This is a genomic window from Mesorhizobium huakuii (assembly GCF_014189455.1).
Classification (GTDB): domain Bacteria; phylum Pseudomonadota; class Alphaproteobacteria; order Rhizobiales; family Rhizobiaceae; genus Mesorhizobium; species Mesorhizobium huakuii_A.
In genome coordinates this window covers 6419877-6443693 of the sequence record NZ_CP050296.1, presented here as the reverse complement: position 1 = coordinate 6443693, position 23817 = coordinate 6419877, and the positions used below count along the sequence as shown (strand labels likewise).

22 protein-coding genes and 2 pseudogenes are annotated in these 23817 nt (G+C 60.3%); 14 read left to right on the top strand and 10 right to left on the bottom strand.

The window, feature by feature from the left end; genetic code table 11:
- The first annotated feature begins 479 nt into the window (after positions 1–479).
- Complete coding sequence (locus tag HB778_RS31460) at positions 480–3581, top strand: DUF4573 domain-containing protein (protein WP_183459596.1); 3102 nt, start codon at positions 480–482, stop codon at positions 3579–3581.
- Between the two features lie 320 nt (positions 3582–3901).
- Here HB778_RS31460 and HB778_RS31455 read toward each other — a convergent pair.
- Together HB778_RS31455 and HB778_RS31450 are read right to left on the bottom strand one after the other, a co-directional pair.
- Positions 3902–4351: pseudogene (locus HB778_RS31455) on the bottom strand (DUF4347 domain-containing protein); the annotation flags it as partial.
- 91 nt (positions 4352–4442) lie between these two features.
- Positions 4443–4757, bottom strand: a complete 315-nt coding sequence (locus tag HB778_RS31450) for a hypothetical protein (protein WP_183459594.1) — start codon at positions 4755–4757, stop codon at positions 4443–4445.
- 1088 nt (positions 4758–5845) lie between these two features.
- Here HB778_RS31450 and HB778_RS41855 point away from each other — a divergent pair.
- The 4 genes from HB778_RS41855 to HB778_RS31440 all read left to right on the top strand — a co-directional run bounded on the left by HB778_RS41855 (position 5846) and on the right by HB778_RS31440 (position 9465).
- Positions 5846–6964, top strand: coding sequence for a glycosyltransferase (locus HB778_RS41855; RefSeq protein ID WP_244661691.1), 1119 nt, complete (start codon positions 5846–5848; stop codon positions 6962–6964).
- Positions 6906–8156 (top strand): glycosyltransferase family 2 protein, encoded by a 1251-nt coding sequence (locus tag HB778_RS41850; RefSeq protein WP_244662019.1) that lies wholly within the window; start codon positions 6906–6908, stop codon positions 8154–8156. The genes HB778_RS41855 and HB778_RS41850 overlap by 59 nt, the downstream gene beginning before the upstream one ends.
- Positions 8072–8650 (top strand): glycosyltransferase family 25 protein, encoded by a 579-nt coding sequence (locus HB778_RS41845; RefSeq protein WP_348524644.1) that lies wholly within the window; start codon positions 8072–8074, stop codon positions 8648–8650. The genes HB778_RS41850 and HB778_RS41845 overlap by 85 nt, the downstream gene beginning before the upstream one ends.
- A 146-nt stretch (positions 8651–8796) precedes the next feature.
- Positions 8797–9465, top strand: a complete 669-nt coding sequence (locus HB778_RS31440; RefSeq protein ID WP_183459592.1) for a class I SAM-dependent methyltransferase — start codon at positions 8797–8799, stop codon at positions 9463–9465.
- Here the strand turns inward: HB778_RS31440 and HB778_RS31435 are convergent.
- A complete protein-coding gene (locus tag HB778_RS31435; protein ID WP_183459590.1) occupies positions 9432–9806 on the bottom strand; it encodes a hypothetical protein in 375 nt (124 codons plus the stop codon). The genes HB778_RS31440 and HB778_RS31435 overlap by 34 nt on opposite strands.
- A gap of 92 nt (positions 9807–9898) precedes the next feature.
- Between HB778_RS31435 and HB778_RS31430 the strand changes: the two genes are divergently transcribed.
- The 6 genes and pseudogenes from HB778_RS31430 (at position 9899) to HB778_RS42915 (ending at position 14325) form a co-directional block, all read left to right on the top strand.
- Positions 9899–10330: a hypothetical protein gene (locus HB778_RS31430; protein WP_183459588.1), complete on the top strand. Its 432-nt coding sequence runs from the start codon at positions 9899–9901 to the stop codon at positions 10328–10330.
- A 992-nt stretch (positions 10331–11322) separates the two neighbouring features.
- The gene (locus HB778_RS31425; RefSeq protein WP_183459586.1) at positions 11323–11799 is read left to right on the top strand and encodes a hypothetical protein; all 477 of its coding nucleotides are present in this window, start codon (positions 11323–11325) and stop codon (positions 11797–11799) included.
- A 114-nt stretch (positions 11800–11913) separates the two neighbouring features.
- Positions 11914–12678: pseudogene (locus tag HB778_RS31420) on the top strand (IS5 family transposase).
- 229 nt (positions 12679–12907) lie between these two features.
- Positions 12908–13348, top strand: coding sequence for a hypothetical protein (locus HB778_RS31415; RefSeq protein ID WP_183459583.1), 441 nt, complete (start codon positions 12908–12910; stop codon positions 13346–13348).
- Entirely contained in the window at positions 13338–13673 is a 336-nt protein-coding gene (locus HB778_RS31410) for a hypothetical protein (RefSeq protein ID WP_183459581.1), read from the top strand. Before HB778_RS31415 ends, HB778_RS31410 begins: the two co-directional genes overlap by 11 nt.
- 70 nt (positions 13674–13743) lie before the next feature.
- A complete protein-coding gene (locus HB778_RS42915; protein WP_183459579.1) occupies positions 13744–14325 on the top strand; it encodes a CatB-related O-acetyltransferase in 582 nt (193 codons plus the stop codon).
- A 299-nt stretch (positions 14326–14624) separates the two neighbouring features.
- On the opposite strand, the gene HB778_RS31400 is transcribed toward HB778_RS42915, so the two are convergent.
- Complete coding sequence (locus HB778_RS31400; RefSeq protein WP_183459577.1) at positions 14625–15044, bottom strand: hypothetical protein; 420 nt, start codon at positions 15042–15044, stop codon at positions 14625–14627.
- Between the two features lie 67 nt (positions 15045–15111).
- Between HB778_RS31400 and HB778_RS31395 the strand changes: the two genes are divergently transcribed.
- The 3 genes from HB778_RS31395 to HB778_RS31385 all read left to right on the top strand — a co-directional run bounded on the left by HB778_RS31395 (position 15112) and on the right by HB778_RS31385 (position 17275).
- On the top strand, positions 15112–15543 hold the full coding sequence (locus HB778_RS31395; protein ID WP_183459575.1) for a hypothetical protein: 432 nt from the start codon (positions 15112–15114) through the stop codon (positions 15541–15543).
- A gap of 930 nt (positions 15544–16473) precedes the next feature.
- Positions 16474–16743 carry an exopolysaccharide production repressor protein gene (locus tag HB778_RS31390; RefSeq protein ID WP_183459573.1) on the top strand — a complete coding sequence of 90 codons (270 nt, stop codon included), beginning with the start codon at positions 16474–16476 and terminating at the stop codon, positions 16741–16743.
- Between the two features lie 385 nt (positions 16744–17128).
- Positions 17129–17275 (top strand): hypothetical protein, encoded by a 147-nt coding sequence (locus HB778_RS31385; RefSeq protein WP_183459571.1) that lies wholly within the window; start codon positions 17129–17131, stop codon positions 17273–17275.
- A gap of 1346 nt (positions 17276–18621) precedes the next feature.
- Here the strand turns inward: HB778_RS31385 and HB778_RS31380 are convergent.
- From HB778_RS31380 to thiC, 6 genes are read right to left on the bottom strand one after another with little or no spacing between them, the layout of a single operon-like run.
- Positions 18622–19383 carry a hydroxymethylpyrimidine/phosphomethylpyrimidine kinase gene (locus HB778_RS31380; protein WP_183459569.1) on the bottom strand — a complete coding sequence of 254 codons (762 nt, stop codon included), beginning with the start codon at positions 19381–19383 and terminating at the stop codon, positions 18622–18624.
- Positions 19374–19979 (bottom strand): thiamine phosphate synthase, encoded by a 606-nt coding sequence (locus tag HB778_RS31375; protein ID WP_183459567.1) that lies wholly within the window; start codon positions 19977–19979, stop codon positions 19374–19376. Before HB778_RS31375 ends, HB778_RS31380 begins: the two co-directional genes overlap by 10 nt.
- Positions 19976–20749 (bottom strand): thiazole synthase, encoded by a 774-nt coding sequence (locus tag HB778_RS31370; protein WP_183459565.1) that lies wholly within the window; start codon positions 20747–20749, stop codon positions 19976–19978. Before HB778_RS31370 ends, HB778_RS31375 begins: the two co-directional genes overlap by 4 nt.
- Position 20750: 1 nt before the next feature.
- The gene (gene thiS, locus HB778_RS31365; protein ID WP_183459563.1) at positions 20751–20948 is read right to left on the bottom strand and encodes a sulfur carrier protein ThiS; all 198 of its coding nucleotides are present in this window, start codon (positions 20946–20948) and stop codon (positions 20751–20753) included.
- A complete protein-coding gene (thiO, locus tag HB778_RS31360; protein WP_183459561.1) occupies positions 20917–21918 on the bottom strand; it encodes a glycine oxidase ThiO in 1002 nt (333 codons plus the stop codon). Before thiO ends, thiS begins: the two co-directional genes overlap by 32 nt.
- The gene (gene thiC, locus HB778_RS31355; protein WP_183459559.1) at positions 21915–23750 is read right to left on the bottom strand and encodes a phosphomethylpyrimidine synthase ThiC; all 1836 of its coding nucleotides are present in this window, start codon (positions 23748–23750) and stop codon (positions 21915–21917) included. The genes thiO and thiC overlap by 4 nt, the downstream gene beginning before the upstream one ends.
- Positions 23751–23817 lie beyond the last annotated feature (67 nt).

The window sequence follows — 23817 nt, the reverse complement described above, 5'->3', positions numbered from 1 at the left end:
ACGACGCATGCTTGCCGGGATCACTGTTGCCGTCGGGCGAGCCGGACTGCAGGAACTGTGTGGTGTCCTTGAGCCCCAGCGTGCTGGCCGTGACGTTGGCGTTATGCCCGCCGTTGCCTTGGCCTCCGGAAGAGTTGCCCTGTCCCTGATGGCTGCTGTTGTCGGCATTGTTATGGTCCCCGGAATTGCCCGGCGCGTCCTGCTGTCCATTGCCGTGGCCGTTATTGTCGTGACCATGATCACCGGTCTGACCGCCTGGGCCAGTCGCTCCAGTCGACCCCGTCGGACCAGGCGAGCCTGTTGGTCCGGTCGATCCAGTCGCGCCGGTCGCACCCGTCGCTCCGGTCGATCCAGTCGCGCCGGTCGAGCCCGTAGCTCCGGTCGAGCCAGTTGCTCCGGTCGAACCTGTCGCTCCGGTCGAGCCGGTTGCTCCGGTCGAACCTGTCGCGCCGGTCGAGCCGGTTGCTCCGGTCGAACCCGTGGCGCCGGTCGAGCCAGTTGCACCAGTCGAGCCGGTTGCCCCGGTCGCACCAGTCGCACCAGTCGCTCCGGTTGCGCCGGTCGATCCAGTCGCTCCAGTCGAGCCTGTCGCTCCGGTCGAACCTGTCGCTCCAGTCGAGCCTGTCGCACCAGTTGCCCCAGTGGAACCCGTGGCGCCGGTCGAGCCAGTGGCGCCGGTCGAGCCTGTCGCTCCGGTCGATCCAGTCGCTCCGGTTGCCCCGGTCGAGCCAGTCGAGCCTGTCGCTCCGGTCGAACCTGTCGCTCCAGTCGAGCCTGTCGCACCAGTTGCCCCGGTCGAACCCGTGGCGCCGGTCGAGCCCGTGGCGCCGGTCGAGCCAGTGGCGCCGGTCGAGCCTGTCGCTCCGGTCGCTCCGGTCGAGCCGGTCGAGCCGGTTGCCCCGGTCGAGCCAGTCGAGCCTGTCGCTCCGGTCGAACCTGTCGCTCCAGTCGAGCCTGTCGCACCAGTTGCCCCGGTCGAACCCGTGGCGCCGGTCGAACCCGTCGCGCCGGTCGAGCCGGTGGCGCCGGTCGAGCCGGTTGCCCCGGTCGATCCAGTCGAGCCAGTCGAGCCTGTCGCACCAGTTGCCCCGGTCGAACCCGTGGCGCCGGTCGAACCCGTCGCGCCGGTCGAGCCAGTGGCGCCGGTCGAGCCGGTTGCCCCGGTCGAGCCAGTCGAGCCTGTCGCTCCGGTCGAACCTGTCGCTCCAGTCGAGCCTGTCGCACCAGTTGCCCCAGTGGAACCCGTGGCGCCGGTCGAGCCAGTGGCGCCGGTCGAGCCGGTGGCGCCGGTTGCCCCGGTCGATCCAGTCGAGCCAGTCGAGCCTGTCGCTCCGGTCGAACCTGTCGCTCCAGTCGAGCCTGTCGCTCCGGTCGATCCAGTCGCTCCGGTTGCCCCGGTCGAGCCAGTCGAGCCTGTCGCTCCGGTCGAACCTGTCGCTCCAGTCGAGCCTGTCGCACCAGTTGCCCCGGTCGAACCCGTGGCGCCGGTCGAGCCCGTGGCGCCGGTCGAGCCAGTGGCGCCGGTCGCTCCGGTCGAGCCGGTCGAGCCGGTTGCCCCGGTCGAGCCAGTCGAGCCTGTCGCTCCGGTCGAACCTGTCGCTCCAGTCGAGCCTGTCGCACCAGTTGCCCCGGTCGAACCCGTGGCGCCGGTCGAACCTGTCGCTCCAGTCGAGCCTGTCGCACCAGTTGCCCCGGTCGAACCCGTGGCGCCGGTCGAACCCGTCGCGCCGGTCGAGCCAGTGGCGCCGGTCGAGCCGGTTGCCCCGGTCGAGCCAGTCGAGCCTGTCGCTCCGGTCGAACCTGTCGCTCCAGTCGAGCCTGTCGCACCAGTTGCCCCGGTCGAACCCGTGGCGCCGGTCGAGCCAGTGGCGCCGGTCGAGCCTGTCGCTCCGGTCGAGCCTGTCGCTCCGGTCGATCCAGTCGCTCCGGTTGCTCCGGTAGAGCCAGTTGCGCCGGTCGAGCCAGTGGCACCGGTCGAGCCGGTTGCCCCGGTCGAGCCAGTCGAGCCTGTCGCTCCGGTCGAACCTGTCGCTCCAGTCGAGCCTGTCGCACCAGTTGCCCCGGTGGAACCCGTGGCGCCGGTCGAGCCCGTGGCGCCGGTCGAGCCAGTGGCGCCGGTCGAGCCAGTGGCGCCGGTCGAGCCTGTCGCTCCGGTCGATCCAGTTGCTCCGGTCGAGCCGGTTGCTCCGGTCGAGCCGGTGGCGCCTGTCGAGCCCGTCGCTCCGGTCGATCCAGTCGATCCAGTTGCTCCGGTAGAGCCTGTTGCGCCGGTAGAGCCAGTTGCGCCGGTCGATCCAGTCGCGCCGGTCGCACCCGTCGCGCCGGTAGAGCCTGTCGCACCTGTCGCACCAATCGAGCCAGTTGCTCCGGTCGAGCCGGTGGCTCCGGTCGCACCTGTTGCCCCAGTGGAACCAGTGGCGCCGGTCGAGCCGGTTGCCCCGGTCGAGCCGGTTGCCCCGGTCGATCCAGTCGCGCCGGTCGAACCCGTCGCGCCGGTAGAGCCTGTCGCACCAGTCGAGCCAGTTGCTCCGGTCGAGCCGGTTGCTCCGGTCGAGCCGGTGGCGCCTGTCGAGCCCGTCGCTCCGGTCGATCCAGCCGATCCAGTTGCTCCGGTAGAGCCAGTTGCGCCGGTCGAGCCCGTCGCGCCGGTCGAGCCTGTCGCACCGGTCGAGCCTGTCGCACCGGTCGAGCCTGTCGCTCCGGTCGAGCCAGTCGCACCGGTCGAGCCAGTTGCTCCGGTCGAACCCGTCGCTCCGGTAGAGCCGGTCGCACCAGTCGAGCCAGTTGCTCCGGTCGAGCCTGTCGCACCGGTCGAGCCAGTTGCTCCGGTTGAACCCGTCGCTCCGGTCGAGCCTGTCGCACCAGTGGCTCCGGTCGATCCAGTTGCCCCGGTCGAGCCGGTTGCCCCGGTCGCTCCGGTCGAGCCAGTTGCTCCCGTCGAACCTGTCGCACCGGTCGAGCCTGTCGCACCGGTAGAGCCGGTTGAGCCTGTCGCTCCGGTCGAGCCTGTCGCACCAGTGGCTCCGGTCGATCCAGTTGCCCCGGTCGAGCCGGTTGCCCCGGTCGCTCCGGTCGAGCCAGTTGCTCCCGTCGAACCTGTCGCACCGGTCGAGCCTGTCGCACCGGTAGAGCCGGTTGAGCCTGTCGCTCCGGTCGAACCCGTCGCTCCGGTAGAGCCGGTTGAGCCTGTCGCTCCGGTCGAACCCGTCGCACCGGTCGAGCCTGTCGCACCGGTAGAGCCGGTTGAGCCTGTCGCTCCGGTCGAACCCGTCGCTCCGGTCGAACCCGTCGCGCCGGTCGAGCCAGTTGCGCCAGTCGCACCGGTCGAGCCAGTTGCGCCAGTCGCACCGGTCGAGCCAGTTGCCCCAGTCGAACCCGTCGCGCCGGTCGAGCCAGTCGTGCCGGTTGAGCCGGTCGCACCAGTCGAGCCAGTTGCTCCGGTCGAACCCGTCGCACCAGTGGCTCCGGTCGCGCCCGTCGCGCCAGCCGGGCCTGTGGCGCCTGCCTGCGTGAGGTTGAGAGTCGCCGGCGTAAAGGTATTGTTGTGTGTGCCGTTAGCAGCACCGGCCGCGAACGTATAACTAACACCAAGGATGAGGGGCGTAAGTGTACCAAATACATTGAAATTATCGTTGTAAATAGTATAACTATGGGTCGTATCGGGAATTGTTATAGTCACAGAAAAAGCAAGTGCGAGGCCGGCATTAGTAGCGTTTGGAAGTTGAAAGCTGCCAACTACTACGTTAGAACCTCCGGTTGTATCCACTAGGTAATAGGTGTTGACGGAACTTGCGTTGCCGTTTCCCTGTATCGTGCCGTTGAGTGTCAGATCACCCGATGCAAGCACTCCGGCGTAACTTGCCATTCCATCTGAGGTCAGCGGCGGCCGGGGCGTGGGAGCGCTCGCGCGTGCGGATATTTGCCAGGTGCCGCCGAGGGCCGCTGCGCCAACCAGCGATCTCGAAGCGCAGACGTCCGCGCCGACGGCCTCTTCCAGCGCCGCCACGAAGGTCTCGCCAGCATTCCCCGATGCCGTTTCGCAGCTCCACAGCCGCAGTTCGCCGTCCGCGGCAAGCGCCCGGCCGATTGCGGCAAGATCCTCAGCCTCTGCCTTCAATGTGGCTGATGACCACTCCCCCGCAGTGAAGCTGATCAGCCCAGATGCGCCATGTGCGATGACGTGCACCGCATCGAGCCCTGCGTGCCCTGCGAGCGCGGCAGCGATCTGCCGCGCCGCCGGCAGGCGGCCGTCGAGCACAATCGCTTGAACCTCGGGTCGCACGTTGCCGAGAACCGTCTGGAGATCGGAGACTGAAGGATCGACAAAGAGAATTTCAGAGGCACGGGCCATGACTGGCTCCTGTTGGCTTTGAATTCAATTCAACGGAAAGCCGCCCATCGGCTGGCCGGCGAGCGGTCGGGAGAAGGAGCTTTGGGCGCGGTCATCTTCCTGACGGGCCGACGGCGCCGTCAGGCCGTTCGACAGCGGGGCTCTCTACGCGCAGGAAGCTGCAGGGCTGGAAATTCCCGCCATCGTCAAACGTGCCAATCGCAAATGAGCCGGCTGCGGCCGGAACCTTCACGGTGACAGCGACGGCGAGGCTTCGCTTGACGGCCTTGGGAAGAATGACCTGACCGACGATGGCGCCCTTGGCGGTGTCCAGGATGAAATAAGGCACATTTTCGGTCGTGTCGCCGATGGGCAAGACGCCTCTAACGGTAACTTCCATGACTGCAAACCCTGCTATGTAGCTCATTCTATCCTCCTTGGTCCGCGGCCACCGCGCCGCGCCGCCAATTGCCATTTGGCGCCAAATGCCCCCCGCCCGACCAGGTCAGCGCATCTGGTATTCGAAGTCCGTGTGACGGTGCATCGATGAAATTCGTTCCGGGCGCCGGCCGCGCGGCCGGATGCGGCCGTCCAATCCGCGGGCGCCCCTCAACACCGAGTTTTAGTAAATTCGAAAATTAGCAAATTGTAAACTATAAAATCAGCTATTGCTAAATTAGCAGAAAACAGGATAGGGCCGCTTTAGCAATAGCAAGGGGCTGGGGAGGAGAATCGTTATGAAAGTCAGATGTTTAATAGGATTACTTGCAATCCTGCCTGCTTCAGACAGCAATTGAAGGGCTCCATCTTCCATGCAAACCCATCGACGATGGCGCCGCCAGACGGGTTGGCAATGTGTCAGCGGATGCGGGTGCCTCGACCTTGACGGCAGCCTGCAAATGGCGGCGAAATACGGAACCTAAACCGGCCAGACCGGACGGAGCGGTGAATGCCGGCGGTTGCAGTTGGGGCAGGGTCCTTTCACGATCGCGGTTGCCGCCTGCTGGCACGACGGCTGGCTGCTAACCACGATGGATATGGTTAAGCGCGGTTTCCAGAGGACGACCTGTGAGATCCGTGAGAAGGAATGATCGGCTCTTTGGAAATAGAACCTGTTGCGCCGCCGGACTGGCAAGTGGACAGCGACAGCGGGGAAGGCATGAGCGATCGAGGCTTGGCAAATCCGCACCGAAACGGATCCGGCAAGGCGCGGCGACACGCGAACCGTCCCTATCGCCGACAGTCACATAGAGGGCCGATGGATCACGAATGACAAACGGCAAGCGGCTCTGCCTCAACATGATCGTCAAGAACGAGATGGCGAACTTTCAATCTCAGGGCGGTTGTCGACCGCATCGACTGCTGGATCCTCGGCGATACAGGCTCGACCGACGGGACCCAGGATTTCGTCAAATCGTTCTTCGCTGCCCGCAACCTTTCGGGCGAGCTGCACGAATTCCCATTCCACAATTTCGAGCAGGCGCGCAACGTCCGCCGCTCAGCTGAAGGAACCGCATGAGCACCATCGGCCTGTGCATGATTGTCAAGAACGAGACGAAGGTTATCCTGCAATGCCTCGCCAGCGTGCTCCCTCTTGTCGACTACGTGCTCATCGTTGACACGGGTTCCGAGGACGGCACGCAGGACCTGATACGCGGCTTCCTCGCCGATCACAATGTCCAAGGCGCTGTCATTGACGAGCCGTGGCGGGACTTCGCGTACAACCGTACCTTCGCTCTTGAACGATTGCGTAAAGTCGAGACTGTCGACTATGCAATGATCATCGACGCGGACGATGTTCTGATCCGGGACGCCGACTTCGATCCGATCAGGTTCAAGTCGCAGATGGAACACGATTTATACGACGTCGAGGTGTTACATGGTGGCATTTCGTTTTATCGCCCGCAGATCTGCCGCAACTGTCTGCCGTTCGCCTTCAAGGGCGTTCTGCACGAATATCTGGAGGCGCCTCCTGGCCATCTCACGCGGGAGACCGCCAAGGGCTTTCGCGTGGCGACGGGGCGTGGCGGAGCACGCAGTCAAAACCCACGAAAGTACCAGGACGACTCGGCCGTTCTTGAAAATGCGCTTGCAACGGAGACCGACCCCTTCCTTGTTTCGCGCTACACGTTCTATCTGGCGCAAAGCTACAAAGATTCCGGCGAGCGTGAAAAATCACTGGCGAACTATCTGAAGCGCGCCGAGTTGGGTTTTTGGGACGAGGAGGTCTATGTCAGCCTGCTCGAAGCGGGCAACCTGATGGCAGCATTGGGGCGGCCATTCGAGGAGGTCGTTGCCGCCTTTGAGCGCGCGGCGCAGGTCGTCCCCCGCCCGCGCGGAGGCTCTACACGCCGCGAGCCTCTATTGCCGCAACCAGGGCCGGAATGCAGAAGGAACGGAATTTGCGCGTCGAGGGCTCGACCTTGTTCAACCCGCCGGACTTTTCATTCAGCCCTGGGTCTACGATTACGGAGTGCTCGACGAGTTTGCCATCAATGCCTACTGGGCAGGCGCTTACCGGGAATCGCTCGACGCTTGTCTAAAATTGCTCGCCTCCGACAAATTGCCTGCGGAAATGGCGAAGCGTGTGGTGGCCAACGCGCGCTTCGCCACCGGCAAGCTTCCGGTCAATGAGCCGCCGAAACTTGGGGCGTTCGGGACCGAGAGCTTGATCGACCAGCACAGGCTTGTCCGGCAGCGTTCGTTGCGGTCGCGCATCGAGGGCACGCCGCGCATCCTGGTGACAATCCTGGCAAAGCAGAAAGAGCCGGCACTGCCGCTGTACCTTGAGTGCATCCAGGCGCTCGACTACCCGAAGGCGTCGATCGTCCTGTACATCAGGACAAACAACAACACCGACAGGACCGAGCACATACTGCGCGAATGGGTGGAGCGCGTTGGTCACCTCTATGCCGCGGTTGAATTCGATGCCTCCAACGTGGCCGATAGAGTCGAACAGTTTGGCGAACACGAATGGAACGAGACGCGCTTCAGGGTGCTTGGCCGAATCCGCAACATAAGTTTGCGGAAAACTCTCGAACACAGCTGCGATTTCTATTTCGTTGTCGACGTCGATAATTTCGTGCGACCGGCCACGCTACGCGAGCTTGTCGCGCTCGACGTGCCGATCGTCGCTCCCCTGCTTCGCTCCATCTCGCCCGGGCAGTATTATTCGAATTACCACGCTGAGATCGACGCCAACGGCTACTATATGCAGTGCGATCAATATGGCTGGGTGCTCAACCGCCACGTGCGCGGCATTATCGAGATGCCGCTTGTGCACTGCACGTATCTTGTCCGCGCCGACGTACTGACCGAACTGACATACGAGGACGCCACATCACGCTACGAGTACGTGATCTTTGCCGACAGCGCCCGCAAAGCCGGCATCGTCCAGTATATGGATAACCGACAAGTCTATGGCTACATCACCTTCGGCGATGGCCAATATTATGTGAGTGACGGGATCGAGCGCGCCCGAGCGCTGTTGCACGGTGCCGGCGACACGCCGGTATTCACTGCCGCCACGCCCCCGGGCGCCGTACCGATGCCAGATCGACATGTCGAGCCGAAGGATCCGCCGAAAATACACCTGATAAACCTCGACCGCAGCGTCGAGCGCTGGAGCAGATATCAAAGCAATAACTGGCACCTAACGCACAATACGGTTCGTGTGTCGGCCGTTGACGGCACTTCTCTCGACAGGGAGGCGCTCATAAAGGAAGGTCTGATCACCAATGATTGTGCGTACCCCCGGGCACTTTGGGATGCGCTCTATCCCATATCGGCTTATGGAAGCTGGCGGTTTCAGAGAACAAGACGATAACTATTTTTGAAGACGACGTTCGAGCATCGTTTCGATTTGTGGAGGAATCCGCCAATATACTATCTCAAGCACCGGAAAGCTGGGACTTGATACAGTGGGGATATATATACGACCCGTTGTTTCTTTGGGTAAATCTCGGCTTCTCCAAAGCCAAGTTGGAATTTTACGATCGTCGATATAATAATAAACCCACCTTGTTTCAGGCCGAGAAATTTTCTCGATCCCTCATCAAGGTAGAGCACTCATTTGGGACTCAGGCTTACACAGTCACACCACGAGGCGCGCGAATACTTCTGGAAAAGTGTCTGCCGCTACGAAGCAGACAAATTCCCTTTTCTGGAACTGCCGTCATCCTCGATGACACGGGCATCGATTGCGCGATGTGTGCGGCATATGGCTCGATGCAAGCTTACGTTTGCATGCCACCACTCGTCATTCACGATACCGAACCGCCGTCAGACCGGGCAGACACAGATCACCGAGAGCCGAGCTAGTTTGTCAGCACAACAGACAGCATTGGCTCGACGCGCGCACGTGCAAGGGAAGGTGAAGACACTGACAAAGCCCGCCCACGGGGCGTTGGGATCTTGATGTTGTCGCGCGCCAATGTCGATGCGACGAGTAACATGAGGTGCACTCGATGACGCAAAGCACGCCCGATGATTCCCGCGAAGCTTTCGCGCGCATTTACCAAAGCAACGAGTGGGGCTCCGCGGAATCGCGCTCCGGACTCGGTTCAGCATACGCAACGACGCATCGTGTCCGAACCGTACTGCCGATGCTTTTGCGCGCACTGGATGTGAACTCCATGCTCGATGCGCCCTGCGGTGACTTCAACTGGATGCGCTTCGTCGACTTGGGCAAAACGCACTACATTGGCTGCGATATCGTGCCGGAGGTCATCGAAACGAACGGCATGCGATATGCGGATCGCGAATTTCACGCGCTCGATCTTGCTGCTGAGCCACTGCCGAACGTTGACCTCATTTTTTTCACGCGACTGTCTGCAGCATCTGACCGAGCCCGATATTTGGCGCGTGCTACGCAACTTCAAGAAGTCCGGCGCGCGCTGGCTGTTCACCTCAAGCCATTCGACCTCGGCACAGGACATTGCCCGGGAAACGGGCGGATCCGGATTTCTCAACTTACAGCAACCGCCATTCTCATTGCCCCTGCCACTCCTGGTCATGCCGGAGGAACACTACGCATCGAAGGCGATGTGTCTGTGGGACATGGCGCAAATCGGTGCATGAGAAACCCATTGCAATCACCGGTTCAAATGCTCGTCACCGCTGCGAAAGCAACATAACAGCTTACACACCGCGTCAAGCTTTGTTCGATGGTCATGGGTTGCGGTACGCCCTGCGATGGGTGCCGAAAAGTAAGTGCTATCCAGCGGAAAAGGTTGCTGGCAGAACAATGAAGCGCATCAGTCCAGGAGAAAGTAGCCATGCTGAGAATGTTGCGGATGAGTTGCTCGCTGAGCGCTGCGAACTCGCTGTCAACGATGAGGTTGTAAATCCGATAGGTCGGGATGATCATCGGCACGGCTGGGCCGGTTACCGTCATCGCATTGACCTGCTCCGCTGCCGTGGTTCCGGACGTCGTGAGCGTTGCCCATTTGGAAATCAAGGCGTCATAATACACCATGCTTCACCTCGTCACTGGGCGGTCGGCGCCACGTCCCTTCATCGGCAAAATTTGAGGCCGAAGACCGCCACCGTGATATCGGAGAATCGTCAATGTTTCAGAACTCGGACGACATCCAGATACTAACTGTCCCGCGTGAACCAAGGCGGTACTTGATTCTGATACGCGCCGGTTCCAAGCGCCGCCCCTCCTTGTTTTCTGAGCCCCTGAGTGAGCGCCGGGAGTACGATGTCGGGATAAACTACTATGCAGACCCGCACCCAGATGACGCTTTCCGCACCGGAGCCGAGCTCATTTTTGGCGGCGGTCTCTCAAAGATGCATGGCGCCAAACGGCTATTCGAGGCGACGGGATTGCATAATATCTATGAGGGAGTTTTTTTCTGGACGATGACATTGAAGTTCTATTTGATCCAGTTGATTTTTTCAAACTTTGCGAAGAATATTCACTGGATATCGCGCAACCGTCTCTCACCTCTGACAGTTCCTGTGTCATCGCGCTTACGCGCCATCACCCTGGTCTAATACTACGGACAACAAACTGGGTCGAGGTGATGGCACCATTCTTCAGACGTGACTTTCTGCGAGAGATGCTTCACTCATTTGATTTGTCAATTTCGGGGTGGGGACTCGATATATATTGGGGTCATCATCTGAAAGAGCGTTGGCGCGCAGGCATCGTTGACAATTTCCTCATCCGACATGCGAACGAATGCAATCCGGATTCAGGACCGTTTTACGACTATCTTAAAGGTATTGGCGTTAATCCCAGTGGAGAGCTGAAGTCAATCCTTACTATAATTGATGCAAATCCCTATGTGGTCAGACCGATACAGTTTGTTTATCATACATACTTTTTCCGAGGATAGTGAGGTGGTCACGGATTTTGGGACGAGGGACCAATCTTACTGAGTCAGAAAAATCGGAGGATTTACGCCCGGAGCCAATGTGATAATCTTGACGGTCGACGAGTGGCGACGGACATTTGCTAAGATGTAAGGCGGTTGGGAAAAGCTGGTGCCTAGCCATGTAGGTTTGCTTGCTCAGGCATGGCGCTGAAGGCGAAGGATGGCCGGGCCATGATGACGCACCTCGCCACTTCGAACACCTTGATCCTCCTCCTCAACGCCATCAAGTTTGCCGGCGATGGGGCAGCTTGCTCCGTCGACAAGAGCGTTTTAGTAAGCCACAATTCAATCGCATTTATTTGTGTGGAGACACAGATGAGCGACCTTGCGCGGTTAAGGAGCCGATATCTGAACCTTTTCGAGTCTACTTTTGGCCGGCACGTTATGCGGAAGCGCTCCCATAGGATTGGTCACGCGAGATTTATCGCGCTAAAACGAGAATGCTTGGGTAGGATTGGCCAGCGATTTCGGATCTAGGTCGTGAACTCATAAATGCTAAATGCGAATAGAAGCGGACGGTTACGCTGCAAACGCCCGTTGTGCTAGAAGTTTGGTAGGTGGGCTTCTCAGCGTCCTACCTTATGGTTCGATCGCACAAGGGATCAGTCGGTGAGTAAACCCAATTTTGAGGCCCCCAGATGTGAATGTGGGACACTTGAGGCACTTTCCAAGGAGCCCTCGATTCCCATTGTGTTCGATGCCGAGCTAAATGAGTATCACATCGTTGGAACTGCTCAACAGCAGGTCCTGATCTATCACTGCATCTTCTGCGGCGGCCAAACGCCAGCCTCTCGAAGAGATGAGCTTTTCATGCATGTGACCCGTGAAGAGTTCGAAAGGCTTAGGAAGACGACAAGCGGTCTAAATACGCTGGAAGATGTTGTGGGAACTCTGGGGCCACCGGACTTTGACCATCCAGCCGGATTCAGCTCCACAGAACCCGTTGGCCTCGGTCCGCGCAGAACCACCGACTTCAGACAGATGACGTTTAGTAGCCTATCAGACACTGCAAATGTCCACGTCGCCATAGGTTTGAACGACAAGGTTCAATTCAGCTTCACGCCGAAGCCCGTAGCGCGCGACTGAGCAAGCGGACCTTTAGCCCGGCTACCCGGATCGGCTTTGGCTTACCCACGTCCGCTTCGAGGTCATTTTCCGACCTACCTTTCATATCGCGCCGGATTCTGATTCAGACCAAGCATGAGCCGATATAATCTGACCGACTTCGAATGGCACATGATCGAGCCGCTGCTGCCCAACAAGCCGCGAGGCGTCCCGCGTCGACGACAGGCGGGTGCTGAACGGCATCTTCTGGGTGCTGCGTTCCGGGGCGCCTTGGCGTGACCTGCCCGAGCGCTATGGGCCGCGCACCACCTGTTACAACCGCTTCAATCGATGGCGAAAGGCAGGCGTGTGGGACCAGTTGATGGACGCCATCAGTGCCGCGCACGATGGCACCATCCAGATGATCGACAGCACTTCCATCCGAGCGCACCAGCAGGCTGCGACGGCAAAAAAAGGGGGCCAGATCATTGCCTCGGTCGCAGCCGAGGTGGGCTCACGACCAAGATCCATGTCGTCGTCGACGCGCAAGGCCTCCCGATCCGGCTCGGCCTGACGGCAGGACAAGCGCATGACGGTGGGATCGCCGACACGCTGCTCGACCACCTCGGCCCGCGCACCATCGTCCTCGCCGACAAGGCCTATGATGCCGATCGCATCCGCGAACTGATCCAGGAGCAGGGTGCCACACCCAATATCCCACCGAAAAGCAATCGCAAGTGGAAGCCCTGCTTTAGCAAGCGCCTCTACCGAGAGCGGAACCACGTCGAGCGGTTCTTCTCGAAGCTGAAGCACTTCCGCCGCGTGGCCACCCGCTACGACAAGCTCGCCGCCAACTTCCTCGCCATGGTCCAGCTCGCCTCAATGCGACTGTGGCTCCGCGCCTATGAGTCTACGGCCTAGGTTACCATTTCTGCGCAGGGGCCATTACCGGCGCCCTCGGCTGAGGACGCGGGCGTGGCTGGTTGATGGTCGAAGCGTCAACGGCGGCCCAATCGCCCTCTCCGCAATCGATGCGTCGACTGTCTTTCAGTCGACACCGGCTCTTGTCGGTCCAGCGGTTTGCAGTTAAGATACCATAGTTAAGATCGCGGCCGGCTGTTCATTTTTAGATTGAAAATGAGAACCTAGGTTGAATATCGAGAATGCAAGTACGAATGATGATGCTGATCATTCAGCCGCTATTTGCGGTGTGAGTTATTCCGCATTTCTCAACACTCTCCATCTATGTCTTAAACCGAAGACGTACTTCGAAATTGGCACGCTTAGCGGCGCGACACTTCGATTGGCCAACGGCGCCAGCATAGCGGTCGACCCCCAATTCCAGATCGATGCCGACATAATGGGTGAAAAACCGAGTTGTATGCTGTTTCAGCAATCTAGCGACGATTTTTTCGCGACTCACAACGCCAGTCAATTGTTCGGCGCTCCAATCGATCTTGCGTTCCTTGATGGAATGCATCTTTTTCGAATTCCTGCTCCGCGATTTTATGAACACAGAAAAGCATTGCCGCAAGAATTCGATCATCCTTCTACACGATTGCCTTCCCCCGGGGTTCTTTATGACGGTTAGAGATCGCTCTGACCCTACGTGGGCCAAATCTCGCTTTGCGCAATGGTGGACAGGAGATGTTTGGAAGGTCATTCCCGTGCTTCGGAGTTACCGCCCCGATCTCTCCATAACGATGTTCGACTGCCCGCCGACAGGGCTCGTTTCCATCACCAATCTCGACCCTGCTAGCCAAAGGCTTGACAGTGCATATGTCGAGATTGTTGGTCGCTTTTCCTCAAAAGATATCGATCGAAAGGCTTACGACAACTACTGGACGACTCTATCCATTGAGAAGAGCAAAGAATTCTCCACAGCTCAGCATTTGGCGACGAAGTTTTGGATTTGATCCAGTTCGACCCCGTGGCAGATCTCGGGAAGAAGGTCATCTCCGCGTTAAGGCCCAGGAGTCGAAATAGATGCCTCAGGTCGTTCCAATATTCACTCGATCTGCGTTGGAAGGAAGAGGTTTTGACATTGGAGAATATAGCTATGGAGTTCCTACTGTCAGATGGTGGGGTGAAAAAGCATCGTTAAAGATCGGTAGATTTTGTTCTATCTCAGACGGCGTTGAAATATTTCTTGGAGGGAACCACCGCTCAGATTGGATAACAACATATCCTTTTTCGGCCATCGCCCACTGGCCCGAGGCCGAAAATATACTCGGACACCCAGCGACCAGGGGCGATGTCATTATCGGAAATGACGTTTGGATCGCGAGCCATGCCATGATCCATTCTGGTGTAAGGATCGGGGACGGAGCCGTCATAGGGGCAGGAAGCGTAGTCCGGCGTGATGTTCCGCCATACGCACTCGTTGCGGGAAATCCCGCAGAGACTGTGCGACTGCGTTTTTCCGAGAGGGAGGTCGCAACTTTACTCAAGATTCGCTGGTGGGATTGGGAGGAAGAACGAATCCGTGAAACCCTTCCCTTTCTCCTATCAGGAAATATTTCGCTGTTCTTCGATGCGTGCGGCATCCCAAAGGAGTTCGTTTCTTAGTCTGCTTCGCTAGCAAGCCCACGATTCATCAATGGCGCTTTCGCAGGTTTAGCCGAGGTCCTTGCGAGGTCAAAGAGCTTGACGTCCGCACAATGCTCTGGACGTGCGGCAGAGTCCTCCCGATCTCGATGTTGTTCGCCACATGCGCTGTCCGCACTGCGGCACGCCCTGCGATGGGCGCCAAGAAGTAATTGTTGTCCAACGGAAAAGTTTGTTGGACAGAAGCGCATCGTCCCCAGGAGAAAGTTCCCGATGACGCTCCGGCCATATCTCGATAAGTATGTTTGGACAAAGGAGCATCAGCTGACGAACAGGCGAAAGTTTGGCATACTAGCTGCCGTCTCATTGGCTACCAGCTTGGCACCAGCTACGCTGGGGGTCACTCGCGGAAAACCTACGCAGCCATGTCTCCCAAATCTCCCTCGGCCCGCCAACCGCCAACCCTCCTCACCGCGCCCATCGAGCTTGCCGGCGACTGGGGCCGCATGCTTGAGGGCGCGGCTGATCAGGTCGTCCAGCGAATGCGACATGCCTGCCTCGATGGCGTCCGCCTCGTCTCCGACCGCCAGCCGACGCGGCTGCGTGTCGACGAACACACTTCTGGCACGCCGGCCATCTGGCTGCATCCGGACGGCAGCAGCATGGCCTGGATCATCGTGGACATCGGCGAGCGGGATTGGTCGAAGCTCGCCTACCAGTTCGGCCACGAGCTCGGCCATGTGCTCTGCAACAGCTGGCAACCGGACGCTAGGCCGGCGCCCCCCCTGCCAATGGCTCGAGGAAGCCATGGTGGAGGCCCACTCGCTGCGCGGGCTCGGGCACCTGGCGAGAAGCTGGAAGGAGGCCCCGCCCTTCGCCGGCGACAACGCCTTCGGCGATGCCATCGCCCGATACCGCCAGGATATCATCGACCGCTATACGGCTCTCGCCGATAGCCAGGGGCTCACCCACGACGCTGCGGCTTGGTTCACCGATCATCGCGGCGAGATCGAAATGCCCGCCCTTAATCCGTTCGCCCAGGCTATGTCACTGACCATCCTCGCCGAATACGACAGCGCGTCGGACTGCATCGAGGCGCTGGGGGCACTCAACCGCTGGCCCGGCCGCAGCGGCCTGGCCATTGGTAAATATCTGCGGCAATGGGAGACGAGCTGCGCCGAGCTACAGGCCTCGCCCAGATTAGCGGTCCGCCTGCGCGAGCTGTTGCGCATCGTCTGATCAGCAGCAAACCCGCCACCCGTGATCTCCGGAAGCCGCACGGAGCCGAGGCAAAGGCTTCGCGACGATGGAAAGGGCTCGTGTCGAGCGCGCTTCCACGGCCCGCCTCGGACGAGGGCAAACTGTCTGGGGTGGGCTTCAGTTCAGCCTTGCCACCCAAAGCGAGCATGGTTTTCCACCGTTAACCGTGCTGTTGACCACCAACACAAGCAGAGGCGCTCGATATGGCGCTGCCGTCCCATTTCGGGACAGAGGTGCGGGCAGCGATCTTGCATCGGACTAGGCACCGGGTGCTGGGGTCTTCGCCCGGCGAGTTGTTGCCACGTCATTCAATCATCCGCTGGAGGTTGCCCGGAATGGCGTCCGACGGACGGCCCGCTTTTCAGGTCCGCCGCACCTCGCACATACGGATCGTCGACTCCTTATCGTCGGCCATGCGTTCGCGCCTGGCGATTGTGCAATGACGCTGGCGGCCTTCTAGACGGACCTTGGTGTCGTTTTAACCCGTCATAAGTCATGTAGCGCGCGCGAGATTTCGAAACCTTTCAAAGCCCTGACGTCTGGATCAGGTTGGCAACTCGCATACCAAGCCTAGTGGTGAATTCGCCATTGTTGGCGGCGAAATCCCAACAGAAGAAGGCCCCCAAGCAAAAAGCAGAATGGAGAAGCGCATGAGCGTCTTCTAATATATGACAAATTGAATTGGCGTTAAGGCGCCGGCCTTGAATGCTCAGGGGAAGGGGTGACTGACAAGCCGGTCACAACCTATCACATCGTGAGCGTGTTCGAAGCGCCGCACTGGCGCCCGGTGCTTACCACCGAAGATAGGGCCAAGGCGGTCGGGGGGCTAAGCCGGGCCCGGGGTTTGGGCCTGTGTTTGCAAAGTCGCTAAATTAGTGACAACTTATTTATTTGTTCTCGGATTGAAAGATGTATTTTCCGCAGTTTCTGCTGGGAATGCTGACGACGTCGGGCGTCGTAGGGGCTTGGGCCTATGTGGCCACGGGATCTATGTGGAGGGCTGTTGCCTGGGGCATCATCGCTGCGGCTGTATTGCAGGTTGGGTACTTCGCGCTTGTGTTCAGGCTGGTCTATGGGCGGCGAGACATGAAGCAAGAGCAGAAGAAGGAAGCTAATCCCGAATCCACCGAACACCAGGTCGTTACCGGTCAGCCGCTGCAAAGAGACGATCGCCGATAAAGGTTATGCGATTCAGTGGCGGTGAGAGAACTGACTGATGCACTCCTCGAGAAGCCTAAGCGTCGGACGCTATCGACAACTGGGATGCTATCTAACTGCGAAGCGAACTAACGCGACGTCGGCGCACTTGCAGTGAAACCTTTGATCCGGTTGCGGTAGCGGCGGGACGAGCGCCGACTGAAAAATGGCTGGAGAATCGAACCGTCCACGGGTCATGCAGTTGGGCTGGGGTTCCTGGAAGCTTTTCGAACTTTCTGTCTTGCGGCTCCCATTGAGATGCGCGCGCTTCTGAAGGAGGGGGCGTCTGGATCCGCTGTGGTTCAGCCTTGATCCAAGCATCTATGGGGGGTGGTATCGGTAGACCGCTACATCGCAAGGCTCGCTATTGAGGAGACGTTCTTTTGCTATCGTCGACATACGCCGTGACAGCAAGTCGGAGCCGTTGTCCGTCTACGCCACCGCCAACAACGCCGCCAACCGGCCGGTCGACGAGGAACACGCCCAGGGCGCCAACCATCCTCGCTGGATATGATGCGAAACGCTCCCTTCGCTACATATCTGTCTGGTGGGGCGAGCGAACGTCTTCCGAATGGCCATCGATATTAACGACGAAGTGCCTGCGCATGGGGTCGGTTCCGAGAGCCCTACGGGACCGAGTGGCACTGGACCATTCACTATTGCGGGACTTCGCGCAGTGGCCGGTGCCAACTTTAAATCCGGCAGGCGTTGGCCCTTACTCTCTTCCCTGAAATCCTGCAGCGAGGCGAACTCGCGTTCAGATTAGCCGTGTTGAGTTCGATTGTTATGCACGGCGTAATGGTGACGCCGGTAATGCGACAGTTGGACCGGAGCAGACTGCGCTCTTGGCTGAGGATCCCCAAGGCTCACCCCGGGCAAGACTAATGTCCGGTGTCGGATTTTTCGTCAAATCGCCGCGCCGCGACGGTGCGTCGGTGAAGATGCAATTTAGCTCATAGATCCGCTAAGGTCATATGCGGATTTCATGATGGCAGAGGCGCATCTATGCTGAGTTAGTTCCCGCGTGTCACGCGAAGAACCTGTCCGCCGTCGTCAGTCAAAAGCAATATCGAACCGTCACCTGCTACAGCATCGCGAATGCGGCCGGTGCCTTCCAGATAGCGAGCCTCGCCGGCGACGCGGCCAGCCGAGAGCGCAAGGCGTGGGACAGCCCCCCGACGAGGATGCTTGCTGCCATTCGGGGAACATGCTCCCATCATAGGCCATGCCGCTCGGCGCGACCGTTACGATCGTCTGGACAGAAAATGGCGGGCCGCCGGTCGAGGCACCTACCGCCGCGCCAGGCTACGGGAGCAGGTTGGTTGAGCGAAGCGTAACCGGGCACCTGCGCGGCTCGATCGATTATGCCTGGTCAAGAAATGGGTTGGTGGTCACGCTGGTCGTGCCTCCAGAGCGCCTCGCGCAATAATCGCGTGGTCTTCACAGGAATTGTACGGGCACCCCTCGGGTCAGCATCTTGTCTCAGTTTGAAATTTGACGGCTAGGCATCAAGATCATATGCCCCAGGCGGGCGCCTCGAAAAGCCAGTTAGAAATACCGAGCGCCGCTGCGATAATCTTTCATTTGTCTCGATGGTGAGGCCTCGGTCGTGCCGCTAAACGTCATCCTGCTAGCTCCTTCGGCGTTCATCCTTTGGCGGCCGCGGTAAGGCACAATTCCGTCGCGCGGATGAGAGACGCGAGGGCCGAACCGCAAACAACTGAAGAAACTGTCGACCGAGGCCGTTTGCGGGGCAGGAACTAATATACTCCTCGTCCACGAGTACGGACAGTCGAAACCATCAGGAGCTTACGGCCAGCGGCCATTGATGTTCATCGTTTGCCCGCTGATTTATCGCTATCATGGGGCTGCATTCTTCCGCAGATTCTGGAAAACAAACCGCTTGCCTTTGCGTACGCTGTCTTCGAGTGGGCTCGCCTTCGCCAGATGCGCCGCAATCGCACTGGCCAGCATGCACCCCGTACCGCGCATCGACGTAGCAAGGCGCGGTGGGTCGAAGCGGACTGGTTCGTGATTGCAGCGCAACAGAATATCGGTCGATCGGGGTCCGGATCCATGACCGCCCTTGATCAGGATGGCCTGCGCATCCGCGACCAGCAGTTCCTGGCCCTGCCTGACTGCGCCATCCTCGTCGACGCAGAGTTCCGTGCCGACAAGGAGCGCCAGCTCGATGAGATTGGGTGTGACGAGACGGCAATGCGGCATCAGATTGCGTTTCATGGCGGCGATGGCGCCTGCTTCCAGCAGCGCACCGCCTGAAGTGGAGGCCAATACCGGGTCGAGTACTGCCGGCATCTGCGGATTTTCGCGCAGCACGGCGGCAACCGCAACGACGATCTCAGCCGTCGCGAGCATGCCGATCTTGATGGCCGCTACCTTGTTGGCCTGCAGCGCAGCGCGCATCTGATCGACCACAAGATCGGGCTGCGAATGACTGATATCCATGACGGCGTCGTGGGTTTGCACAGTCAGTGCGGTAACGGCGAGGCAGGTGCGCACGCCAATTGAAGAGATCGTCTCGATATCGCGGGCAATTCCGGCGCCCCCGCTGGAGTCGGATCCACCGACGACAAGCACATAGGGTTCTTGCCTCAGCGCCATTGGTCCGTCTTTTCGATCCATTCGCGCGCGCGCGCTTCAGGGTCCTTGTTCAGCGTGATGTCAGTCACCACCGCTGCACTGCTGGCGCCAGCCGCAAAGACACGGCTGAGCCGGTCAGGGTTCAGGCCACCAATGGCGACCAATGGAATCGGCTCGACCCGGCGCCTCCAATCGCTGATCCGCTCGATTCCTTGCGGCGCCCATTTCATCTTCTTCAGGATCGTTGGGTAGATGGGGCCGAGCGCGATGTAGTCTGGCTCGGCGGCCATCGCCGTTTCCAGCTCGATATGATCATGGGTGCTCAGTCCGAGCCTCACGCCGGCTACCCGAATCCGCGAACGATCGGCGGTTTGCAAATCCTCCTGGCCAAGATGGACGAAGTCGCAGCCTTCCTCGATTGCCAGGCGCCAATGGTCGTTGACGATGAGTTGGCAGTGGTGCTGGGCGCACAAGGCCTTTGCCTTGCGGATCTCAACGCGCAAGCCGGCCTCGTCCATCGACTTGATGCGAAGCTGTATCAGCTTGATGCCAAGCGGCACCAACCGTTCGATCCAGGCAGCACTGTCGACGATCAGATAGAAGGGATCGAGCTTCATGAAAAAACGGCCCTGCCGATTGTCGGTGTCGACGGCACGGCGACGTCTCGCGGTTCGAGCATTCCCGAGCTGTAAGCTTCACGGCCGGCCTCGACCGCCTTGCTAAATGCACGCGCCATGCCGACTGGATCGGCCGCCCTGGCCACCGCCGTGTTCAGGAGCACGGCGTCAAAGCCGAGTTCCATGACGGTGGTCGCGTGCGACGGCCGTCCCAGCCCCGCATCCACGATCAGGGGGACGCCTGGGAAATGTCCGCGCATCGAGCGCAGCGCCGTCATGTTGACCGGTCCCAAGGCGGAACCGATCGGTGCGCACCACGGCATCAGGACCTTGCAGCCCGCTTCCAGCAGCCGCTCGGCGGCGACGAGATCGTCGGTGGTATAGGGGAATACCGCAAAGCCGTCCTCGCACAGGATACGGGTGGCTTCGACCAGGCCGAACACGTCCGGCTGCAGAGTGTCGTGGTTGCCGATCACTTCGAGTTTGATCCAGGTCGTGCCGAAGACTTCGCGCGCCATGTTCGCGGTAGTGACCGCTTCCTTGACGGAGTGGCAGCCGGCCGTGTTGGGCAGGATTCTCGTGCCGAGCGAGCGGATCAGCGACCAGAATTTTTCGCCGGCCCTGCCGCCCGCCATCTCACGCCGCAAAGAGACGGTCACCACCGACGTGCCCGACGCCCTGACTGCATCGGCAAGGACGGCCGGCGAAGGATATTGAGCCGTGCCGAGAAGCAGGCGCGACGAAAGCTCGGTCCCATAAAGCTCGAACATGCTAGCCTCCCTGCATGGGCGAGAGGATTTCGATCCGGTCGCCGTCGCTCAATCGGAATTCCGCGCGGTTGGCTTTGTGCACGAGGTCGCTGTTGACGGCCGTCGCCAGCCAATCGCCCTCATAGTCGAGCGCGGCAAGCAGCGCCGCCAACGTGGTGGCGGCAATCTCAAGCGCTTCGCCGTTGACGATCAGTTTCATGAGCGAGCTCCTTGGTTCTGTCTTGATTGAAAACCAGGTCGGCAGCCTGGCGAGCCATAGCGGGGGCGAGGAGAAAACCATGGCGATAAAGCCCGTTGATCGCGACGGCGTCTCCGCTCATTTCGACACGCGGCAGATTGTCGGGAAAGGCCGGACGAACACCGGCGCCGGTCTCAATGACGCCAGCCTCGCCGAAGGCCGGATGGAGAGCATAGGCCGCGCCCAAAAGCTCCATCATGGAACGCACCGTGACCGGTCCGGCGGACTGGCTTTCAACCATCGTCGCGCCGATCATGAAACGGTGATCGGTACGCGGCACCACGTAGAGTGGAAAGCGCGGATGAAGCAGCCGGACTGGGCGTGACAGCGAAATGTCCGGCGTGCGCAGGATCAGCATCTCACCGCGAACACCACGCAGCCTGTCATCGCTCGCTGCCATTCCAGTGCAATCGATCTGACGATCGAAACCGGAAACCTGCGTGGCATCGCAGCCGAAGTGGAATTCGACACCCATGGTGGCGAGCTTGTCATGAAGCGCTGCAATCACTAGGCGTGGGTCGAGATGAGCCTCGTCGGGGAAGAGCAATCCACGCGGGAAGCGGCCGGCGAGGTCGGGTTCCAGGAGCGCAATTTCGCTTTCATCGACACGCCGATGCCCCGACGTGCGACTTGCGAACCGGTCAAGCTCTCCGGCATCACGCGGCGCGGCCACGACCAGTGTCCCGGCCCGTGTCACCTGACCCGACAGCACCGCATCCCACCAGTCGGCAGCGTCGCGTCCGAGATCCAGCACCGGCTGCTCCGCGCTTTCACGCTCGCACCATGGCGCCAGCATGCCGCCGGCGAACCACGACGCATTGCCGCCGATGCCATGCCGGGTCTCGACCACGGTCACCGCCGCGCCTCGGATGGCGAGTTCGAAAGCGACGGTGATGCCGGCAACACCGGCCCCTTTGACGAGCACCCTCATGATGGTTTGGGAGCCTCTGGCACGACCGGTACGCCGGTCTTGTCAGCCGGCATGTAGAGATCGCCACCCTCGCGGTATTTCGCCGCCATCGCCGCCATGCCTTCCTTCTGCGCTTCGGCACGAATGTCGTGGGAAATGCGCATGGAGCAGAATTTCGGCCCGCACATCGAGCAGAAATGTGCCAGCTTGTGCGCCTCCTTGGGCAAGGTCTGGTCGTGGAAGGACCGTGCGGTTTCGGGGTCGAGCGACAGGTTGAACTGGTCCTCCCAGCGGAACTCGAAGCGCGCGCGGGAAAGGGCATCATCTCTGACTTTCGCCGCCGGGTGCCCCTTCGCCAGGTCGGCGGCATGCGCGGCGATCTTGTAGGTGATCACGCCAATCTTGACGTCGTTGCGATCGGGAAGGCCGAGATGCTCCTTGGGCGTGACATAGCAGAGCATGGCGGTGCCGAACCAGCCGATCATGGCAGCACCAATGCCTGAAGTGATGTGGTCATAGCCCGGCGCGATGTCGGTGGTCAGCGGTCCAAGCGTGTAGAAGGGCGCCTCGCCGCAGACGGCGAGCTGCTTGTCCATGTTCTCCTTGATCTTGTGCATCGGCACGTGGCCGGGACCTTCGATCATCACCTGGCAATCCTTCGCCCAGGCGATCTGCGTCAGCTCGCCGAGCGTCTCCAGTTCGGCGAATTGCGCTGCGTCATTGGCATCGGCGATTGAGCCGGGACGAAGACCGTCGCCGAGCGAGAAAGACACGTCATAGGCGCGGCAGATGTCGCAGATCTCCGCAAAATGCTCGTAAAGGAAGCTCTCCCGGTGATGGTGCAGGCACCATTTGGCCATGATCGAGCCACCGCGCGAGACGATGCCCGTGACGCGGTCAACGGTCAGCGGGATGTAGTGCAGCCGCACGCCGGCGTGGATGGTGAAATAGTCGACGCCCTGTTCGGCCTGCTCAACCAGCGTGTCGCGGTAGACCTCCCAGGTCAGGTCCTCGGCGATGCCGCCGACCTTTTCCAGCGCCTGGTAGAGCGGCACGGTGCCGATCGGCACCGGCGCATTGCGCACGATCCAGTCCCGGATGTTGTGGATGTTGCGGCCGGTCGACAAATCCATCACCGTATCGGCGCCCCAGCGGATCGCCCAGACCATCTTTTCCACTTCCTCGGCCATCGACGATGTGACGGCGGAGTTACCAATATTGGCGTTGATCTTGACCAGGAAATTGCGGCCGATGATCATCGGCTCGCTCTCGGGATGATTGATGTTGGCTGGAATGATCGCCCGCCCGCGGGCCACTTCGTCGCGCACGAATTCCGGCGTGACAAAATCCGGTATCAATGCGCCGAAGGCTTCGCCGTCGCGTTGCAGCTTGCCGCGCAGGACCTCGCGGCCGAGGTTCTCGCGGATGGCGACGAACTCCATTTCGGGCGTGACGATGCCGGCGCGCGCATAGGCGAGCTGTGTCACCGCCTTGCCTGATCTGGCCCTGAGCGGCCGGTTGCGGACGGGAAATTCCGGTGTCAGGCGCTCGCCCGCCGCGAATCCGTTGTCTTCCGGCCGGACATGGCGGCCGTCATAGGCTTCGACATCGCCGCGTGCCGTAATCCATTCATGGCGAAGCTGGGCGAGGCCCTTTTCGATGCTGGTTTCGACGGTCGGGTCGGTATAGGGGCCGGACGGATCATAGACGATGACGGGCGGCTCGCCGGCTGTCGGATGGACGGAGATTTCGCGCATCGGCACCCTGATCTGGGGGTGGATGGCACCGGGCTTGTGGATTTTTCGTGAGGCGGGCAGCGGTCCCGTCGACACGGCGGGGGTGAGGGCATTCATCTTGAGGCTCCTTTGCTCATGCATTGGAGACCCAGTTCTGTGCCGGAAGGATGAAAAGACGCTTTTG

Coding starts and splice junctions, on each gene's coding strand:
- HB778_RS31450 (WP_183459594.1), bottom strand. CDS start 4,757: ATGAGCTACATAGCAGGGTTTGCAGTCATGGAAGTTACCGTTAGAGGC.
- HB778_RS41855 (WP_244661691.1), top strand. CDS start 5,846: ATGAGCACCATCGGCCTGTGCATGATTGTCAAGAACGAGACGAAGGTT.
- HB778_RS41850 (WP_244662019.1), top strand. CDS start 6,906: ATGGCGAAGCGTGTGGTGGCCAACGCGCGCTTCGCCACCGGCAAGCTT.
- HB778_RS31440 (WP_183459592.1), top strand. CDS start 8,797: ATGACGCAAAGCACGCCCGATGATTCCCGCGAAGCTTTCGCGCGCATT.
- HB778_RS31435 (WP_183459590.1), bottom strand. CDS start 9,806: ATGGTGTATTATGACGCCTTGATTTCCAAATGGGCAACGCTCACGACG.
- HB778_RS31430 (WP_183459588.1), top strand. CDS start 9,899: ATGTTTCAGAACTCGGACGACATCCAGATACTAACTGTCCCGCGTGAA.
- HB778_RS31410 (WP_183459581.1), top strand. CDS start 13,338: ATGACGGTTAGAGATCGCTCTGACCCTACGTGGGCCAAATCTCGCTTT.
- HB778_RS42915 (WP_183459579.1), top strand. CDS start 13,744: ATGCCTCAGGTCGTTCCAATATTCACTCGATCTGCGTTGGAAGGAAGA.
- HB778_RS31400 (WP_183459577.1), bottom strand. CDS start 15,044: ATGGCCGAGCTCGTGGCCGAACTGGTAGGCGAGCTTCGACCAATCCCG.
- HB778_RS31395 (WP_183459575.1), top strand. CDS start 15,112: ATGGTGGAGGCCCACTCGCTGCGCGGGCTCGGGCACCTGGCGAGAAGC.
- HB778_RS31390 (WP_183459573.1), top strand. CDS start 16,474: ATGTATTTTCCGCAGTTTCTGCTGGGAATGCTGACGACGTCGGGCGTC.
- HB778_RS31380 (WP_183459569.1), bottom strand. CDS start 19,383: ATGGCGCTGAGGCAAGAACCCTATGTGCTTGTCGTCGGTGGATCCGAC.
- HB778_RS31375 (WP_183459567.1), bottom strand. CDS start 19,979: ATGAAGCTCGATCCCTTCTATCTGATCGTCGACAGTGCTGCCTGGATC.
- HB778_RS31370 (WP_183459565.1), bottom strand. CDS start 20,749: ATGTTCGAGCTTTATGGGACCGAGCTTTCGTCGCGCCTGCTTCTCGGC.
- thiS (WP_183459563.1), bottom strand. CDS start 20,948: ATGAAACTGATCGTCAACGGCGAAGCGCTTGAGATTGCCGCCACCACG.
- thiO (WP_183459561.1), bottom strand. CDS start 21,918: ATGAGGGTGCTCGTCAAAGGGGCCGGTGTTGCCGGCATCACCGTCGCT.
- thiC (WP_183459559.1), bottom strand. CDS start 23,750: ATGAATGCCCTCACCCCCGCCGTGTCGACGGGACCGCTGCCCGCCTCA.